20 protein-coding genes are annotated in these 18,048 nt (G+C 70.9%); 11 read left to right on the top strand and 9 right to left on the bottom strand.

Annotated features, from left to right (window positions below):
* Positions 1-206 precede the first annotated feature (206 nt).
* The 9 genes from ABZY91_RS00420 to ABZY91_RS00380 form a co-directional block, all read right to left on the bottom strand.
* The gene (locus ABZY91_RS00420; RefSeq protein ID WP_355398642.1) at positions 207-1,229 is read right to left on the bottom strand and encodes a DUF2599 domain-containing protein; all 1,023 of its coding nucleotides are present in this window, start codon (positions 1,227-1,229) and stop codon (positions 207-209) included.
* Positions 1,230-1,468: 239 nt separating this feature from the next.
* Positions 1,469-2,188 (bottom strand): hypothetical protein, encoded by a 720-nt coding sequence (locus ABZY91_RS00415; RefSeq protein WP_355398640.1) that lies wholly within the window; start codon positions 2,186-2,188, stop codon positions 1,469-1,471.
* Between the two features lie 639 nt (positions 2,189-2,827).
* Entirely contained in the window at positions 2,828-3,079 is a 252-nt protein-coding gene (locus ABZY91_RS00410; protein ID WP_355398638.1) for a hypothetical protein, read from the bottom strand.
* Positions 3,079-3,561 carry a hypothetical protein gene (locus ABZY91_RS00405; RefSeq protein ID WP_355398636.1) on the bottom strand — a complete coding sequence of 161 codons (483 nt, stop codon included), beginning with the start codon at positions 3,559-3,561 and terminating at the stop codon, positions 3,079-3,081. Before ABZY91_RS00405 ends, ABZY91_RS00410 begins: the two co-directional genes overlap by 1 nt.
* A 30-nt stretch (positions 3,562-3,591) precedes the next feature.
* Positions 3,592-6,663, bottom strand: a complete 3,072-nt coding sequence (locus ABZY91_RS00400; protein WP_355398634.1) for a hypothetical protein — start codon at positions 6,661-6,663, stop codon at positions 3,592-3,594.
* Between the two features lie 1,014 nt (positions 6,664-7,677).
* A complete protein-coding gene (locus ABZY91_RS00395; protein WP_355398632.1) occupies positions 7,678-8,562 on the bottom strand; it encodes an NAD(P)-binding protein in 885 nt (294 codons plus the stop codon).
* Positions 8,559-9,140: an isochorismatase family cysteine hydrolase gene (locus ABZY91_RS00390; RefSeq protein ID WP_355398630.1), complete on the bottom strand. Its 582-nt coding sequence runs from the start codon at positions 9,138-9,140 to the stop codon at positions 8,559-8,561. The genes ABZY91_RS00395 and ABZY91_RS00390 overlap by 4 nt, the downstream gene beginning before the upstream one ends.
* Positions 9,137-10,285, bottom strand: coding sequence for an XRE family transcriptional regulator (locus ABZY91_RS00385; protein ID WP_355398628.1), 1,149 nt, complete (start codon positions 10,283-10,285; stop codon positions 9,137-9,139). Before ABZY91_RS00385 ends, ABZY91_RS00390 begins: the two co-directional genes overlap by 4 nt.
* Positions 10,286-10,487: 202 nt before the next feature.
* Positions 10,488-11,240: a GntR family transcriptional regulator gene (locus ABZY91_RS00380; RefSeq protein ID WP_355398626.1), complete on the bottom strand. Its 753-nt coding sequence runs from the start codon at positions 11,238-11,240 to the stop codon at positions 10,488-10,490.
* A 343-nt stretch (positions 11,241-11,583) separates the two neighbouring features.
* Here ABZY91_RS00380 and ABZY91_RS00375 point away from each other — a divergent pair, with 343 nt between their 5' ends.
* From ABZY91_RS00375 to ABZY91_RS00325, 11 genes are all read left to right on the top strand, one after another.
* The gene (locus ABZY91_RS00375; protein ID WP_355398624.1) at positions 11,584-11,970 is read left to right on the top strand and encodes a hypothetical protein; all 387 of its coding nucleotides are present in this window, start codon (positions 11,584-11,586) and stop codon (positions 11,968-11,970) included.
* Positions 11,967-12,143 (top strand): hypothetical protein, encoded by a 177-nt coding sequence (locus tag ABZY91_RS00370; protein ID WP_355398622.1) that lies wholly within the window; start codon positions 11,967-11,969, stop codon positions 12,141-12,143. The genes ABZY91_RS00375 and ABZY91_RS00370 overlap by 4 nt, the downstream gene beginning before the upstream one ends.
* Positions 12,143-12,316: a hypothetical protein gene (locus tag ABZY91_RS00365; protein WP_355398620.1), complete on the top strand. Its 174-nt coding sequence runs from the start codon at positions 12,143-12,145 to the stop codon at positions 12,314-12,316. Before ABZY91_RS00370 ends, ABZY91_RS00365 begins: the two co-directional genes overlap by 1 nt.
* Positions 12,313-12,489, top strand: coding sequence for a hypothetical protein (locus ABZY91_RS00360; RefSeq protein ID WP_355398618.1), 177 nt, complete (start codon positions 12,313-12,315; stop codon positions 12,487-12,489). The genes ABZY91_RS00365 and ABZY91_RS00360 overlap by 4 nt, the downstream gene beginning before the upstream one ends.
* Positions 12,490-13,356: 867 nt before the next feature.
* Positions 13,357-13,662, top strand: coding sequence for a hypothetical protein (locus ABZY91_RS00355; RefSeq protein WP_355398617.1), 306 nt, complete (start codon positions 13,357-13,359; stop codon positions 13,660-13,662).
* 154 nt (positions 13,663-13,816) lie between these two features.
* Complete coding sequence (locus ABZY91_RS00350; protein ID WP_355398615.1) at positions 13,817-14,095, top strand: WhiB family transcriptional regulator; 279 nt, start codon at positions 13,817-13,819, stop codon at positions 14,093-14,095.
* Between the two features lie 40 nt (positions 14,096-14,135).
* The gene (locus tag ABZY91_RS00345; RefSeq protein WP_355398613.1) at positions 14,136-14,711 is read left to right on the top strand and encodes a hypothetical protein; all 576 of its coding nucleotides are present in this window, start codon (positions 14,136-14,138) and stop codon (positions 14,709-14,711) included.
* Between the two features lie 103 nt (positions 14,712-14,814).
* A complete protein-coding gene (locus ABZY91_RS00340; protein WP_355398611.1) occupies positions 14,815-15,000 on the top strand; it encodes a hypothetical protein in 186 nt (61 codons plus the stop codon).
* A 176-nt stretch (positions 15,001-15,176) separates the two neighbouring features.
* Positions 15,177-15,545, top strand: coding sequence for a hypothetical protein (locus ABZY91_RS00335; protein WP_355398609.1), 369 nt, complete (start codon positions 15,177-15,179; stop codon positions 15,543-15,545).
* A 9-nt stretch (positions 15,546-15,554) separates the two neighbouring features.
* Entirely contained in the window at positions 15,555-17,480 is a 1,926-nt protein-coding gene (locus ABZY91_RS00330) for a hypothetical protein (RefSeq protein WP_355398607.1), read from the top strand.
* A gap of 333 nt (positions 17,481-17,813) precedes the next feature.
* Positions 17,814-18,014, top strand: a complete 201-nt coding sequence (locus ABZY91_RS00325) for a hypothetical protein (RefSeq protein WP_355398605.1) — start codon at positions 17,814-17,816, stop codon at positions 18,012-18,014.
* The last annotated feature ends 34 nt before the right edge of the window (positions 18,015-18,048 follow it).

Below are 18,048 nucleotides of genomic sequence, written 5' to 3'. Positions count from 1 at the left end.
CCGGGGTGGGGCGCCCGGGGCCAGGGGTGTGGAGGGGAGGTCAGTCACCGGCTGCGGGCGGTGCTGTGCGGGGGTCAGACCAGGCCCCTCCCTGGCTCGGCCTCCGGCCACCAGCACGCTCCCCCCAGGCACGAGCCGCACACGGTCGGACCGCTGCCAGATGACCGGGCCCGCACCGTCTTGGGCCTGTGCTGCTCAGCGCGCGATCACGTCCAGTTGCACTTGTGGATCGCCACGAACATGGCGTTCGTGGCGTACGTCCAGCTCACCTTCGGCCTCTCCGACTCCAGATCCCACGAATTGCCGGTGTTCCAACTGCCGTCGGACTCCTGGTGCGCGTACGCGGCGTGGCACGCGTACTGCTCCCGCAAGGATTCCGCCTCGTCGGCCGTGTCCAGGCGCAGCGGGTTCGGGGTGTTGGCCCAGACCTCCTGCCAGCCGTCGGGCGCCTTGTTGACGCCGCCGCGGAAGCCGGCGTCCGTCGGGAAGACCATCAGGACGAACTTGTCCGAATCCGTCGGCAGGTTCACCCGTACTCGCTGGACGAGGCGGCCCGGTGCCGCGACCTCGTAGCCGGTGCACTCGCCGCCGCAACCCTCCGTCGCCCCGCCCGGAATCCAGAACAGCGTCGCACCCGAGCCGAACCTCTGCGTCACCACTCGGTACACGTGGACGTTCCCGGCGTCATCCGCCCACGAGCCGGTCCCGTCGACCTCGTCCGAGGCCGGGTAGCCGAACGCGCTGTTCTCCCAGCCGTACTCGCCCCACGTCGCGCCGATCCGTCCCCACACCGGATGGGCGCCGGTGGCCGCAGACCAGTACACGGTGCCGCCCTCGAACACCTGGCGCACCCCCTTGCCGTCCTGGTTCCTGAGCTCATCGGACTTCGGGTAGCCCAGGGAGGACCGCTCCCACCCCATCGACTCCCACTTGCTGCGCACCGCTCCCCACACCGGGAACGCACCGGTTGCCGCCGTCCAGTAGATCGAACCTCCATCGAAGTGGGTGTACCGGCCGCGGCCGTCGGGAGTGGCCATCTCGTCCGTCGCCGGGCACCCCAGCGGCGATGTCACGTCACCCATCGCGACGTACTTGTCGAGGATGGCGCCGGACACCTTCTTCCCGTTCTCGCAGAAGTAGCGGTCAGCCGCAGCCGCCGGGGAGGACGCGAGCAGGGGCACGAGCAGGCCGGCGATGGCCAGGAGAGTGACGTTCCGTAGTGTCTTCACTCCGGCACGGTACCGAGGGCAGAAGGTTCGTGGAGAGAGGAAAACCAGCCGGACTCCGGGCGTTTCTCCCCGTCAGCCGCCTGCCGGTGCTGAAGGATCGGTGGAGCGGTCGAGAACCAGCCCGAGGACGTCCTGCCCCGGGTCACCCCACGTCGCCCTGCGACAGAGGGCCGACTCGTCGATCGTGTGGATGGAGTGTCCGAGCCCGAAGTGGGCGGCTGCTCGGTGAACCGGGCTTACTAGGGAGTCGGTCCGCAGCGCCGGCAGAGGTTGTACAGTACGCCGCCCTTGGGTCCGATGTGGGCCTTCATCCAGTCCTTCACCTCGTCGGCGGTCATCGCCTTCCATCCGGGGTAGCGCGAACCGAGGTCCAGGGCGGAACGGCCACTGGTGGGGTCGACGGAGTGCGCGTAGCGCCGCAGTTCCTGCTGGTAGTCCTCCCCGGTCGGCCGCTCGTACCGGTCGGGCATCTTCCGCCGGGTGGCGGGGCAGGCCACGGTGTGCACGGTTTCCGCGCCTGCGATGTACGGAAATGCCTCGGGCTGGGTGTAGCGCTCCCACCAGCTGTCGCATTCGTTGAGCATGCCCTCGAACCAGTCCTGGCGGAGTTCGCACAGCGGGCAGCTGTCTTGGTCGCGTTCGCAACGCCTTTGGAGGACGGCAGCGTCGAAATGCATGGTGGTCACGGGCAGATAGATGCTTGCCGCGGCCTGCTGCAGCACTTCCCGGGCCGTGCGGGGGGAGACAGCGCCAGTGGCGATGTGTTCCAGGAGATCCAGGATGGCGGGGAGTTCGATGCTGAACCCGCCGCCCAGGTGGGGGCTGCGGTCTCGTTCCCGAGAGCGGAGCCGGCCGTAGTCGAACTCGACCGCAGGCATCCACCCGGTGCCGAAGTCGAGGTCGAGTACGTCGATGGCCACCGTATTCGCCGTGGAGGCCGGTTCGGGTTCGACCTCCATCGAGGGGACGATGCCGGGTTCCACAGGTGGGGCCGACGGGGTCGCAAGGTCACTGTCGCGGGGCACGATCACTGCGGGCTTCCCGGCACGCAAGGCTGGGTTCCCGCTGCGTTGCTTGCCGGTTCGTGTCTTGGCCAACTCGCTTGCTCCTGTGGGTCGAGGAGGATGTGAAGGGTGTCGCCGGTGACGGTATCTGACGTTCGGCAGATCTGGTCGATGTTGCACTTCGGGTTCAGTCAGGTCTCCTGATGGTCCATCCGGCCCTGCTCGTCCACCGTGCCGAGCGGCGTGGCGGTCATCGTACTGACCGTGGTCGACTGCGCCGGCACTGCGTCACCCCCGCTGTCGTCAAGTTGACTTCGTGGCAGGAGGTGCCATCCGCAGCTGGTGTGATCGGCGGGCGTCGGCTTGGGACTGGCGGGCGTGGGTGCCGGTGCGGGCGAGCAGGATGGTGCGCCGGATCGAGGCGGCAGCCGCAGTGACGGTGGCCGGCGTTGCACGGGGCGCGTCCGGCAGCAGGGCCGCAGTCTGGACGGTCCGCTGCCGGCAGCAGGGGCAGCCTTCGACCTCGTCGTACTGGTCGAACAGCCATCCGTCCTCGCATCGCCGGTCCGGGCAGTTACCGGGGGCAACGAGGGCTTAGGCGATTTCGTCGGCCCGCTCGGTGATCTCGCCTGACGGGAGATGACTGAACCGGGCGAAGAACCGGCGCTCCACCCGCTCGCGCAGTTCCCCGGGAGTTCGGTGGCCAAGCTGCTCGATGACGAGCTCGCGCGCCGCCACTGGGATGCCGCTTCGGCTGGTCAGGGCCGCCCTCAAGACCGGCGGGTACGACTCGGTGACCCAGACCGCGGGGAGCTGGCCCTGCGGGCCGCGCGGGTGGACGGTCATCAGCTGCTCCTCTCCACAGGGACCTCCGAGGTGCCCGCCTTCATGCCGATGTCGAAGTAGGAGCGGACCAGCAGGCCCACCTGCCGGCCGACGTGCTCGTAGTGCCGACAGGCCGGGTACCACTGGCCGCACGAGCACTCCTCCTCCTGGCCGCCGGCGCCCGGCCGGGTCCGGCTGGTGAAGACGTGGCCGACAGCGACCCCCAGCACCCGCTGGTCGAGGTCGGCGGGAACCCCCACTGCGGACGTGCGGTCCGTCACCCGGTAGTGCAGGGTGACCCACTCGCCACGGTCGTCCTCCGGCTCCCACGAGTTCCACTCTTGGGTGTGCTCGACCTCCGGCGTGCCCCGGAAGCGGATCAGCACCGCGGTGTCCGGGTGCCGGCTCTGGCGCCACGGGCCGTCGTGCTCCACCGCCAGGGTGCAGTCCGCGGTCCACTCGTAGTGCCCGGACCCGCACAGTCCCTCTGCCGCCACGCTCATAAGCTCAACGTCCTTATCTGAAAGCACAGTTCAGCCTTCCTTGCTGGCCTTCGAAGCGCCGGCCCGCTCGCGCCGCCGCTGGACCTCGGCCACCAGCCGGGCCAGGTCCTGCTCCGCGACCCGCAGGCACGCGGCGTCCGCCGCCCGCTCGGCCCCGGCCCGCGCGGCGCGGTCGCCCTGGTAGGCCCGCAACCGCAGCTCCGCGTCGAACGCCGTCTGCGCCGCGGACTGCGCCCGGTCGGATTCCACCAGCCACTCCAACGCCTCCTGGCGGTACTCGGCGATCATCCGCCGTACCGCCGACAGCTCGGCCTGCACCCGCACGCCCCCGGCCGCGCCGGCCCGCGCCATCTCCCGCGCCTGCCGCACCTCCTGGCGGGTCTGCTCCCACACCTCGCGGACCGAGACGTAGACCGACAGCTCCGCCCGGGCCGCCACCGCGACGTCGACGCACTCGCGCACCGCCACCCCCAGCTCCAGGTCCAGCTCGGCGGCCAGGTGCTCGTTCACCGCCGCCCGCACCAGGTCCGCACCGACCGCGTCCCGGCCCACCTGGCCCGCAGCGGGGGCCGCGGGATGCGGCTCCGTCCGAGCAAGCCACTCCGCCACCACGGCGAGCTGCTGCTCCAGCAGCCACCGAGCGGCCCGGTCGCGAGCCTGCTCCGCGTCCGCCTGGGCCTGCTCGCGGGCGGCGGCCTTGCTGGGGTACCGGTGGGCAGCGCGCATCACCGCGCCGTGCGCGGCATCCGCCTCGGCCCGGGCCCGCTCCGACCCGGCGAAACGCTCCACGGCGAGCTGGCGGTAGTCGGCCAGCAGCAGCTTGACCGCACCGAGCTCGGCGATCTGCCCAGCCCCGTCGATCAGGTCATCGACCGCCCCGCGCCGCGCGAACTCCCGCGAGCTCGCCAGGTGCTCCACCAGGCCCTCCCGCACCTGACGCACCGACCGGGCATCGGCCAGGTCGGCCAGGAACGCCAACGCCACCACCAGGCACTCCCGCTCCACCTCGGCCATCTCGCGGGTCCGGGCGCAGCCCCGGCACAGCCCGCCGGCCTGCCCGGCGCCGCAGTCCGCACACGGCACCGCCAGCCGAGCACGCTCAGCCTCCGCCGCCCGCGCCTCCCGCTCCGGCCGCTGCGCCTCCCAGCGGGCGGCCTCCTCGCGGGCCCGCCGCTCGGTCTCGACCTGGACGGCAGCGCGGTGCGCGGCGTGCTCGGCCAGGGCCTGATCGATCGGGGCCTGCCGCTGCTCGAAGTCCGCGCCCGGCATTTGCTGGACGACCTTGCGGATCACAGCGCGCCGGGTGGCACGCCGGTCCTGGACCCGCAGGTCGCAGTTGCAGTCGGCGTCGCTGCCGGTGCGGATGCCGTTGTCGCAGGCCGGGTGCGAGCACCACCGCTCTTGGGGTAGCCCGCGCTTGAGGAACCAGCCGACCGGGTCGGTGACGGTCGGGTTGCCCTGGCTGCGCTGGCGCTTGAGCCGGAACGCCAGCCGTGCGGCCAGGGCCTCCGGCGCGTCCTCCGCACCGGTCCACACCGCGATGCCCTCCAGGGCCGCCCGGACGTGCTTGAGCACGAAGTCCCTGGTGGAGGGGTTGGTCAGGCGCACCCACAGGTCCTCGGCGGGCGAGAGAGCCCGGGCCAGGCAGTCGTCCGAGGGCAGGGCGAAGTACGGCACCGGCTGGTCCGGTACCGCCCCCTGCTGCGCCTGGGTGTTGTGGTCGAGCTGGGTGTTCGGCTGTTCCCCGCGAAGCGGGCCGTCCGCGGCCCCGACGAGCCGCAGCTTGGGCAGGCCGGTCTCCGGGCCGTCCTCGCGCGCACCCGCGCGCTCCGGCCGACGCTGGCCAGCCCCAACGGCGCAAGCGCCGGAAGAGCCATCTACCTCACCAGCAAAACCATCCACCTCAGCCACCGGAGAGTGCTTAGCGTGAAGGGGGGTAGCAGCGGCCAGGTCTGCGATTTGGGCCTTCCCGCCCTCCTCTACGGCGCTGACCAACACATCCTCGGCAGCCAAGGGCGCGAGTCCGCCGGGGGTAGCAGCGGCAGGGCCGCCGACGAAGGACGAGACGTCCGCGAACGCTTCCTCCAGGTCCACGGCCGGGTCCGCCACTGGAGGCTCCTCGACCTCAGGCTCGCCACACCTCTCCCACCACCTGTCCTCAGCCGGCTGCTCATCAACGGAGATATCGGGCACCGTCGACGGGACGTCAGCGCCGCCAGCCTCGGGCACGGTCGGCTTCGGGGCAGACCGTGGGGCCAGTACCGCGCTGCTGACCGCACGCAGGTTGGCGGCGCCCGCCCTGCACGCGGCGGCCACCGCCGGGATCATCAACCGGGCACGCGAGCGCAGACCGGACGCGCCACGGCGCGGCCTGGTCAGCACGCCCGCTTCCTCCAGCCGGGCCAGGACGTGCGCGGCACCGTCGGGGGAGCAGCCCAGCATCCGGGCCAGCGTCACCGCCGGGCGGCCGGCGTGGGTGTCCACCAGGCCGCCGCACATCCGCACCCGCCCACGAGAGGACGCGGAGAGCACCAGCAGGAGCAGTGCGAGACGGTCGGTCGCGGCACCGCGCCCAGTACGGGAAGCCAGCAGCCCCACCCTCGGGTCCGCAGCCCACCCCGGCGCGAACAAGTACTCGACCAGGTGGAAGAGCACGCTGAGCTCACGCTGGTCCAGAGCCAGCGGGTTGCGCTCGCCCGTCACCGGGCAACGCCCTGCCGGGCCCCCGGACGTGGTCATCGCGTTCCACAGCGGCAGGACCCGAAGGCTCAGCGAGTCGGCGGAGCCCTCGGAACCGTCCTCGGTGACGTCGGCCACCGTGGCCTGGACACCCTCGGGCAGACCGGCGCCCCGCAGGGTCCGCGTCACGGTCTTCATGTAATTGCGGCTCGACCCGCACCAGCGACCCAGCTCGCCCTTGCGGATCGTCACCACCCCACCGTCGAACGGGGTACGGGCCATCAGCACCACGGCCGCGAACCGGACCGCGTCGCTCTGACCCACCAGGCCCGGAGACGCCAGCAACGTTCGGACCGCGGCACTCAGTCGGGCCCGCATCACCGACGAGAGCACCAGCGGGTGCAGGGCCGCCTCCGCCGGCATCACGGCCTGGTCCGGGACAGCACGAAGCCGCCTGCGGCGGCCACGCGCTGTCCCGGACTCGGTCGAACGCTGTCCCGGCAACGGTCCGAGAAGCATCGTGTTCGCGCTCACCGGCCGCCCCAGGGGGCCACCGACGGCACAACGCGACGGGCCCGCACGGCCGAGACGGCCGGAAACAGGCGGTTTCGCCAGCGTGCGGGCACGCCGAACTGGATTTGCGCAGGACGATCCTGCATCATGTCCTTGCTTCCTTGCTTTCGAGTAGTCCGGAAACGCCAAAGGCGCTCTCCGGACTGGAAGCGGTTCTTGGGAGAACCAAACGAAGTAGCGAGTCGACAGGCCCCGGCAAGGGCGGTCACTCACGAGGACGATCTGGGAACCTCACCGGCAGGCACCGGTCGAGCTCCCGGGCGGCGCCACCGCCATACCTCCCTGGCAGGAGGACAAGCGGATGAAGGCGCCGCCACAGCGGCCTAGGTCATCCCCACCCCCACACCACGCCGGCCACCTGTAGCGGCCACAGGGGGCACCGAGCTCCTGACAACGCGGAGCGCGGAACAACCCGAACGGGTTGGCCCCTTAACCCGGGCAACACACGAACGGGGGAACCCCTCCCAGCGGACAGTGCCGCTGAGCTGGGAAATCTCGTGCCTGGATAGGCCCGTGGCGGCTGGGCACGGCAGTGAGCCGCGCGACATCGGCGGGGTGCTGTTGCGCTGGTGAGCTGACTTGCGGGTACGCTGATTCACAGCGCGGCACCTCCTTTACAGGTGTCCAGCTTGAGCCGGTGAAGATGCCCCGGCTGTTCGGCCCCGGGTGACCGAGTCCGGCGGGAATCTTCCACCCCGCCGCGGTCGCGACGGGGCCGAGCCTTTTCCGTGGACCTTGACCTTCCAACGGGGCTTCCACCTCCCGCCGACCGGTCACGGTCCGCATCTGATCCTAAGCCCAAAGAGACCCCTGCGTGCCACGCCATTGCAGTCCTTGCGCGTGTGTGTCGGCCTTGACCGCTCATCACACTGCCTGGTGGCGGAACCTGGCCTGGAGCGCCAGGGACGCGCCCGCCCCCGACCCCACGGCGGTTGCCACCCGTTGGCCGACCCGGGCGGTGAGGTCGCCGGCCGTGAGGATACGAGGATGCTGGTCGCCGGGCGGGCAGAAACCGTCGGGCCCTACGGCAAGTCCCGAGAGCGACGAAGGGACGTTGCCGAGGTTGGTGACTACCGAGTCCGCCTCCGTCACCCTTTGGGTGTCATCGGCCAGGTTGAGTCGGACCTTGAAGGGATCGTCGCCAGCGACGCTGACGTGCTGGACCTGGACCAGCTGCACCCGCGCGTCGTGGCGGACCTCGTCGACCTTGTACGCCTCCGCCGCGGTGTGGCAGACCATCAAATTCTGGTCAGCCTCGCGGTGGGCACGCAACCAGGTTCCCAGTGGACGGTCGGCTCCGAGAACAATGGTGCGTGGGCCCAGGTTGGTGGGTGTCGTGGAGGTGAGCGTGGGAAAGTCCTGCTCGCAGGTGATCCACGAGGCCTCGCCAGCCTTCGCGGGATGGGTTCCGGTTGCGGCGATGAGCAGCTCGCCCACCAGGCTGGTGCCGTCAGCCAGGAGCGCTCGGACATGCTCATCGGTTGGTTCGACCCGGACGACGGTTCCTTGGAGGTAGGTGCAGTACCTGTCGATGCCACCGACGGCCATGCCCAGCACCCGGGCGTAGCTGGGGCCGTCGGTGTAGCCGGGGAAGTTGGTGAGGTGACCGATCTGCCAGAGCGTTCCGCCAGGGGTGGGACCAGGGTCGATCAGCAGCGAGGTCATGCCGACGCTGGCGGCCATCGTCGCGGCGTGGCAGCCGGCGGGGCCTGCTCCGACGATTAGCAACAGGGCGTCGGTCGTGATCACTGGTATCCCCCTTGACTGAGCATCCGGTGTACGTCTGAGCTGGTCAGTAGGAGGTGCGAGCCGAAATTGCGGGCAGCGAGCAGCAGAGCAGCCTCGTGATACTGCTGTCCGCCGGACGAAGCGCAGGCGTCAACGACGAGCCAGGGCGTGATGCCGTACTGGTAGGCGTCGGCCGCGCTGTCGTGGACGCAGCTGTCGGTGTCGATCCCAGTCAGGACGACCTCTGTCCACCCCCTGGCTCTGAAGGTCTCCAGGACCCCGGCCACCTTGAAGAAGCTGGAAGTCGACTTGGTGATTCGCTCGGTGGCCGCATTGGCTACCGGGGCCAGTTCAGGGGCGAGCGCCTGCTCTTCGGGTGTGCGCAGCTTGGTCCAGCCACTGATCGTCTCGTACTGCGAGCCTGGAGGATTGGTGAAGGTGGCAACGGCCGTAGCGCCGCCGGCAACCTGCCAAGCCCGCATCAAGTCCACGATCACGGGGACGACGTGCGCGCTGGGCTCCTTCACGAAGCCGACCTGGACGTCGATCGCCATCAGGACCGCGGATCCCAGCTGCGGCCCGACCAGTGCGGTGCTCACGATGCCTCCTTCAGAGCAGCCCATGCGGCTTGGAGCCGCTGAGGCAGGTCACTGGTGCCGATCACGGCTGCTCGCATGGCTCGATGCTCAGCGGTCTCCGTCGGCCTGGCGGAAGTGAGCCTGGTGTGGACACCGCGGAGCCAGCGCCAGCCGAAAGGCTCCGGCAGCTCTGGGTCCAAGCCGTCTTCCACCAGGTTCAGCACATACGCGGACAGGGCCCAGAGGGCCTGGGTGTCAAGCTCCATCGCCACGATGTCGTCGACCAGCAGAGAGCGCTCGCCGGGCTCGGGGTGGTAGGCGACCCCCGACCAGCTCGCGACGCCTCGGGATACCCCGCCGGTGAAACAGATGGCATCGGGGTGACGCCAGCCGTCAGCGAGCCGTTGCCCCTCGATGCCGAGCGGCACGATCCGAGACTCGTCGGTGCGGTCCACCAGCCCGCCCGGCGACGCCAGCAACTGGAGGGCCGGGTCCAGAGCTCCGCCTTCCCACTGGTGCTGCCGCAGCTCGTACAGGGAGAGCACGTAGTCCGGAAGCGGGATCACCGGCGCGCTCTCAGTGGCGGAGGCCAAGCCCGTAACCTCCCGCTGAGCCCAGACACGGTTCTCTTGGTATGCCGGGTACCGCCAGAGGGCGAGGTCGGTCAGGGAGTCCAGGCGGAGTTGCTGGCGGACATGGAGCACTCCGATGCCGAATCCGTAGACGTGGAGAATCCCGTCGCGCCCGGCGTCCGTGGAGACCCCCAGCGAGCGGCGGTCGAGGTTCGCGGGGCCTGCCGAGCTGGACGAGCCCCGGTCGAAGAGGGCTCCGGCAGACGGGCCAAGTTGCAGCGGGATGAACTGGTGCGAGGTCAGGCTGAGTGGACCCACCAGACCGGCCGCGGCAGAGGGCATGTCGGCTGCTCCGGCCTTCCGTAGCAGATCAACGAAGACGACGCGGTCGGCCGGACTCAACATCTCGACGGCGCGATCGAGTACCTGCGCGGTGCCTGAGCTACACACCCAGTCCTCCCCTCCCTTGCGCCAGTTGCCGGCTGAGTTCCGCGAGACACCGAGGTGGTCCGCGAGGTCGCGGTCCGTCATCCGCAGCGTCTGCTGCAGGCACCACGCCTCGCGGCCGGTCCAGCTCGCGATGCGGATGTCCACGATCGCACTCCCTCCCCGCACTGCGCCGTTGAGGGCGCGTCATTGTGCCAGCGTTGTGCCAGCGTTGTGCCAGCACTGGGCCAGCACCGCCTGCCCTCCCCCGGGTCCGCTCGTCATGCTTGACCCGCTGCGGCCGCCCTGGCTGCGGCGGTCAGGGGGAGCTGTGCGCAGGAAGATCGAGCGTCGAACGAACTGGGAGCTGTCAGACCATCCTCTGCAGGTCGAGGTCGTCGTAGACGAACTCGACTCGATCCGGAGCAGCGGCAACCTGAAGGAGTTCCAGCGGTGTGCCGTCCTCAGCGATAAGCAGACGTTCGACCCGAGCCACAGAGCTGCCCTGCGCCAGCTTCAAGGTTCGTACCTCCGCGTCAGTGGCCGACTGGAAGCTGATCCGTTCAGTCGCGCGCCCGAGCCGGTACTCCGCAGCGAGCGCTGGCAGCGTGCCGCCTTCGATCTTCACTCTTCGGTCAAGGCCGCACCGGCGAGCTACCTCCACCGGGTACAAGGCGCTCTGGATTTGGAGCACTTCGGTTTCGTTGATCAACGCGTGCCTGGTGCGGCGGGTCACTTGATGGTGCGTCTCGGCAGTCAGACCAAGCCGTTCTGCCACGCTGACCGTGGCCTCTGCCGTGGTCACCTCGATCAAGGTCATCGTTCCGTTCATGCCTTGGGCTCTCGTTGCGGTCTCCCACGGGCCCAAGCCATCAGCACCTGCATGCCCATAGCGGCTCAACGGGATCACCACGACACGCCTATCACGCACGATGTAGCCCGTCCCTGGCACTCCCTTAACGAAGCCAAGGCGAATGAGTTCGCGGTAGGCGTTACCCACGGTTGTTCGCGAACCGCGCCCCTGGGCGATCAGCTCCTGAGTGCTCGGAAGCACGCCTCCCGGGCCAAGCTCAGCGCACATTTGCGCCAGCTCGTCCTTGAGTACCTCCCACTTACGGGACACGTGGAGCCCCCCTTCGACTCGGTCTGCATTGTCAACGCTGGGAGACATAGTGAACCACATCGGCGGCTATCCCGGTATGGGAGCAAATCTCGGAGCTATGCCGGAACAGAATTGACTATCCCGCTGATGCTGTGTCAGAGTTGTCTCGTCGCCAAGCGGAACCGGCTCGCAACCGGCTCGCCGCTGGTGGCAGACCAGATCGCTGTGTTGGCCCCGGGGTTCGCACCTCCGGAAACGGCACAGCGGGCCCAGGACTCGCAATCCCGGACCCGCTGCTGGAGCAGCACGCCTGCTGCTCCTGGCGATCACCTCGACCTCAACTCAACTGAGGGAGTTACCCGCCGTGAGCATCATCCCGCAGGCCGGCTCGCCCGGTCACACCGACCCCACCATCACGTCCTCGGCCGTTGCGCCGGTGCTGAGCTTCCGCACCCCGCCGGCTCCCAGCCGCACCGCCGCGATTCTGGCGGCCGGGCCGTCCGCCAAGGACGTCGCCGAGGACCGCTTCGCCGACATCGTGGACCTCCTGGCGCTCGCCGCCGGACTGGGTGTCGTGGGCACCCTCCACCTGGGGACCGTCTCCCCGGCCGGTTTCGAGGCCATTGCCTGCGCCTTGGAGTCCGAGGACGTCGGCAACTTCGATGACACCTCGACCATCACCCTGACGACCGACCGGGGCCACCTCGTGGTCGCGGTCCAGGTCGACGGGGACGGGCAGGTGGCCGCATGAGCACCCCCGAGCAGCCGAAGAACCCGGTGGCCGTTCGGGCGCAGGCCCTGAACGACGCCGCCAAGGCGGCCATCAAGGGGGGCGACGTGGCCGCGGCCCGCAAGGTCTTCCAGGCCGCGGACCCGACCCACGCCGTTCCCGGCGGCCGTCAGGGCGACTTGGGGGCGTACTGATGAGCGACCAGCCCCAGGTCAAGCAGCCCCAGGTCAAGCAGTCCCCGCAGCCGACGCCCACCAACGCTCCGCTCACGACGCGACAGTTCGTCGACTCGGTCGACGCCCACACGGCCCGCGTGAACCTCGCCGTCCAGGACTTCCAGGCCGGCAAGGGCGGTGGTCACCAGTGAGCGCCGTGCGCGGGCTGGCCTTCGGGCGGATCGAGAAGGGCGCGGTCGTCGACCAGGTCGCAGCTGGCGACCGTGTCGGCCCGAGCGGCGATCCGGTGACGTCCTCCAAGCATGACCGCGCCGCGAAGGCCCGTGGCACGAAGGTGCCAAAGGTACGGGCCGGCGGTTGCTGACCCCTACTTCCTGAGCAGCAGTCCCTGGCTACTGCCCTTCCTCCGCGAACCACCTTCCGGACGAACTCGTCCGGCGGGCGCGGGGGTTGGGGACCTGGCTAGGCCCAGCTCTGCCGCCAAGTGATCACTCTGAGTGTATTAACGGTGGCTCGCCGCGAGAGCGGCGGTTCGAAGGCGCGGAGGCAGATCCCGAGGGGGACTGAATCCTGCAGCTCCCGGTCCTTGAGAACTCCATAGCGTGTCATGTGCATTGCAGGATCGCCGCGTAAGCGGAGGCCGCGGCCTGGCGTGGATTGCCCCCTCCGGGGAGTAGAACCGCGCCCGGCAGCACCGCAGTTGCTCCCCCTTCGTGCTGGCAGGCACGGCGCCCTCGGGCGCGGGGGACCAGCGGGTCCTGAACGTGAAGACGAGATGAGACAGATCGTCTCCCCGGACGGCAGGGACTGCCGTCGGCGACACAACACCGGACCATCCGGTTCTGCCCGCATCTGCCAAGCGGCCCGGCTCTGGAGAACACGCCCCAACGGCGTGCCACCCGCCCCGCGCGATGTCGCCCTGTTCCAGGTGAGAGACAGAGAGATCGTCACCCGGTCGCCGGCCCCCGACAGGCCGGCCAGTCCCGCCCTACCGGCGGGCGCGTCCAGCCGCTGCGACCGCGCGGCGGCTGGACGCACACCGAGCAGCCCCGTGGCTGCCCTGATCTCCCGGTCATCCGGCCCCCGCGCAAGCGCGGCGGCGCTGGAGGGACGACGGCCTTCGGGCTGTAGACCTCACGCCCTGCGCACTAGCGCCGGGCGGCCGAGGCCGGGAGTGATGGGGAGTTCCGGGACCGACCCGGTCCCCTCCACCACACACCCAGGAGGCTCCGTGGCCACCCGCGCCCCCAGCCCCAAGATCGGCCCCAAGAAGACCACCAACCAGGGCGACGGCGGCGTCGACCCCCAGCGGCGCACCGCCACCGAGAACGAGCTGGTCGCGCGGTTCTCGCCCTTCCAGGAGCACCGCACCGACTCCCGCTTCGTCTGCCGCTCGGGCCGCTACCCGGACGGCAACACCCCGGACAGCCCCGTCCAGCCGCCCGCGCGCACGCCGGCCAGGACCACCCCGCTCCACCCCTGGCCGCCGGTCCGTTGGCAGCGGACGGCCCGCACCGACCACCAGGCCGCCGCCTGACCGGCGCCGCCCGGCCCGCGAACTGACCCCCACCCCCGCACCAACCGTCCTTGGAGGAGGACCCGATGTACACCCTCCGCAGCTTCGCCGGCGGCAACGGCACCGGCACCGAGGAGGACAGCAAGTCCACCACCAAGAAGGAGGACAGCAAGTGATGACGCTCGATGTCCGCGAGAGCGACCGCCAGTGGCGCGACCGCGCCGTGTGCCGCGAAGAGGACCCGGAGCTGTTCTTCCCGGTCGGAAACGTCGGCCCGGCCCTCCTGCAGATCGAGGAGGCGAAGGCGGTGTGCCGCCGCTGCCCGGTGATGGAGACCTGCCTGCTGTGGGCGCTGGAGACCGGCCAGGACGCCGGCGTCTGGGGCGGGATGAGCGAGGACGAGCGGCGCGCGCTGAAGAGCCGCTCGGTCCGCAACCGCGCCCGCAGCGCCTGACCGACCGTCCGACCACTGACACCGAGAGGAACACCAGACCATGGCCCTTCCCAAGTGGCTCGAAGACCACCTGAACGCCGACGACCCCCTCCGCGACCTGCGCCGACTCGGCCAGTGGCTGGACAGCAAGGACAACAGGTCGGACTGGCACAGCAACCGCCTCGCCCGCGACACCGCCGAGCGCGCGATCGACCACACGATGCGCGAACGTCTGGGCGGCTTCACCGTTGACGAGGCCACCCTCCTGCGTCAGCGCTACAGCGAGGCCCACGCCCGCTGCAGCCTCGCCGAGCTCGCCCTCACCCTCGCCGAGACGAGCCGGCTGCGCACCGCGACGACGCTGCGCAGCGCGCCCGACATCGCCGACGAGAAGCGGGTCCGGTGGCAGGTCGGGCGGATCGACACCGGGATCCGCGCGCTCCTGACGCTGCTGACCGAGGCGCTGTTCAACTACCCGGTGGAGACCGTCCGCACGGCCGGCGCCCTCCTGGAGCCCCTGACCAACTCCTACGACGCCCGCACCGCGACGCGCGCCGTGGAGGACCTGGAGCGCTGGGCCGACGCCGTGACCACCGCGGTCGACATCCTCAACTGCGCCCCGTCCAGCAGGGCCTGACCCCGCACCCGTTGTTGCCCTGATCCCAGGGAGTCCGCCTCGCGGCGGCCCCTGGGCGATGGGGAGCGCCGGGACCGTCCCGGCCTCCGCCTGGAGGCAGATCATGACGAACAACCAGAACAGCGCCAACGCCGCCGGCGCCACCGTGACGGCCGGCCCGGTGGCCGCCCCGAGCGGCAGCAACGCCCCAAAGGCCGACGGGGGCAGCAAGGCCACCCCGGCCCCCGCCGTCTACACCGTCACCGACGGCTACGGTACCCGGAGCGTCATGCCGCTCGACACGGTCTGATCCGCCGGACCTTCCCGGCGGAGACGACACCCCGGCGCGCGGGGCCTTCCGGTTCCGCGCGCCGGGCCCGTCCGCCGGTTGCCCGGTTCGCCCGGCCCACCTCCCCCGAGGTGCGGTCGGGCGGACCGGGGAGCCGGAAGGACCGGCCAGCACGACCTGCGGAGGCGCTCCTGCCCGTGCTGCTGCTGATCGCCGCGGCGGAACTGGCCAGGGCCCGGCGCACCCGGCGCGAACCCGACGTCTACAAGCCGGGCGACCAGCTCAGCCCGGCCGAGGTGGCGGACATCGAGGCCGCCGGCTTCGAACCGGTCTACCTCCCCGCCGCCGGCGGGTCCACGCAGCCCGCCGGCGGCGGAGGCGACCAGCGCGCCGACGCGGACGAGCTCCAGGCCGAGGCCGACGCCGCCGAGGCCTGGCTTCTCGACCGGTTCGCCGCCCTGGACGAACTGCTGCGCCGCACCGACGAACGTTTCCCCGCCGCCGATCCGGCCCGTCCGGCAACGGCACCCGCCAGCGCCACCGCGCCCGGCCGATCGAAGAGGTAGCAGACCCTGATGACCAACCAGACCGGGCCGTCCCTGACGGCCTCCCCCCTCTCCCAGATCCGAGACTTCGTCCCCGTCAACTGGCTCTCGGACCACCTCAACCTCCTGCTCGGCATCGGGGTCGCGGCGGTCGCCGGCATTCTGGCCATCCGCATGTGGCGCCGGGTCGAGCGCGAACTGGAGGAGCAGAAGAACCTGCCCGAGGCCGAGGCCGAGCGGCGCAAGGAGCTCTCGGACGTCCGGGGCCGCCGGGTCGAGGATGTTCTGACCGTCCTGGTGGCCTCTGCCGCGGCCGGCCTGTCCTCGGACGGCCTTCGTCGCCTGGGGCGCCACGTCATCCACCTTCAGCCCCCGTGGGACTGGATGCCGTTCGCCGCACTCGACGTCGCCGCGGTTGTCTGCGGCATGCGGGCGCGGCGCCGCTCGCGCAGCGGCAAGTCGCCCGGCCCCTCCGGCGTGCTGGTGTGGGTCCTGGCTGCGACATCCTCCGCCTTCAGTGCCTCGGAGGCCTCCGACACCATGGGCATGGTCGCCCGTGCCGTGTGGCCGATCATCGCCGCCACGCTCTTCGAGCTCGGCTCGATCGAGGAGCGGCTCGCGATGCGCGAGCTGTCCGCCCGCAAGGCCGGCCTGTGGCTGGACCGCAAGCTCAGCCTGGTGCGGATGTGCCACCCCGTCGAGTGGGTGCGCGTTCAGCTCGCCCTGGCCGCCAACGAGCACATCTCCCAGACCGAAGCCACCCGTCAAGTCCGCATCGACCGCGCTGGGTACCGCCTCTACCGCCTGCGCCAGCTGCTGGGCGATCCCAAGGCCCCGGCCCGCACCGGCCGGTTCATCAACGCCCGGATCGCCCGGGCCGACCGCCTCGCCCAGCTCGCCCAGGCCCGCGTGCCGATCGAGGACCACGAGTCGGTCATGACGGCCCTGCTGCGCCGGGTGCGTACGCCCGAGTACGCGAGGCTGAACTTCCGCAGCACCAGGGACGTCGAGACGGCGATGCAGACCCGGCTGACCGACCAGGCGAGTACGGCGCCGGGCGGGCGGGGGCCGGGAGCGGGTACGGCCGACGCGGGTACGGGTATGGGCACCGCTTCGTACCCGCGTGATCGGGTCCGTACCCGCTCGGCGCTCGACCCGTACCCGGGTACGACACCGGCGGGTACGGGTACGGCCAGCGGGCTGTACCCGGTAGCCGCCGACGCGGGTACGGGTACGGGCGAGCGGCCGTACCTGGCCACAACGGGTACGGGTACGGGTTCGGCTGACAGGCCGTACCTGGGTACGACCGAGACGGGTACGGGTACGGCGAAGCAGGCCGTACCCGCTGCGAACTCGCAGGTCACGGCGGGTACGGTCGTACCCGCCCCGCGTCCGGGTTCCCAGCCGGAGCCGCTGCCTGGTACGGCAGCGGGTACGGAATCGGCGCACGCGGGTACGGCAGCGGGTACGGATGAGGTGCCCGGCCCGGTCGCGGACAGCGTGTACGAGTACGACCTCGGTCCCGTCCGACCCACGGCGGGTACGGGCGGCCAGGCCGACGGCCCCGCACCGGGTACGGCCACCACGCTCACCCACCAGTGGGCGGGTACGGCCGGGCCGGGTACGGACACCGACCCGGGTACGGGCCCGTGGCCCGACGACGCGCTGGCGGGTACGGACTCCGACACCCGCACCGACGGGGAGCTCGCTCCCTTGCTGCTGGCCCGGATCAATCCGGACGGCAAGACGTTCAGCACCGGCGGCATCAAGAAGACCCAGGCCTGGCTGGGCGTCAACCAGGCGCGCGCCCAGCGCGTCATGGACCTGGCCCGCCAGCTCCACCAGAAGGCCGGCGAGACGGCGGCCGCCGAGGCGCAGCAGGCTGCCGGCCCGGCCGAGTCGGGGGTCGACCTGGGCCAGGCGCACACCAAGGAGCTGGCCCATGCTCCGGCTTGACTGCACCGGCCCCCGCAGGGTCTGCGACTGCCTCTGGCGAAGCTCTCTCCCGGGCTCCCTGGCCTTCTCGGCCGGGGTCCCCGGGGGCCCTGCCGGACGGTAGCCGCAGGCCTTCGGGAACCACTCGAACCGAGTCTGAACCCGCACTCGCGGCACCCGGCCCGGCCCTGCGCGACCCCCCGAGATGGGCGCCAGGCACCCCGTCCGGACCCCGCCATCGCCCGTGAGACCGCGAGCGCGGCCGAGGCCGCCGCCCAGGCTGCCCTGACCCGGACCCTCCTCGAAGCGTCGCTGGCCGGACTTACCCAGCAGGACTGGCAGACGCTGCGCGTGATGGTCGCCATCACCGCCGTCGGCGGCGACGCCGAGAAGGTCAAGGGCGACTGGATCGCCACCGAATTCGGGGTTTCCACCGGCACCGCCTCCGCCCGCAAGTCCGCCGCCATCAACCACCTGACCAACCCCGGTAATACGCCCCTCACCGGGCTTCTGGAGCCCCTTCGTGGGGCCTTGGGCGACCGGGTGACGGTCTAGGCGCCTGACCGCCCGCAGGCCCGTCTCGGGCCGC

Source organism: Kitasatospora sp. NPDC002965 (assembly GCF_040611255.1).
GTDB lineage: Bacteria > Actinomycetota > Actinomycetes > Streptomycetales > Streptomycetaceae > Kitasatospora.
The sequence above is the reverse complement of the archived record's forward strand: the minus strand, read 5'-3'. Positions and strand labels throughout refer to the sequence as shown.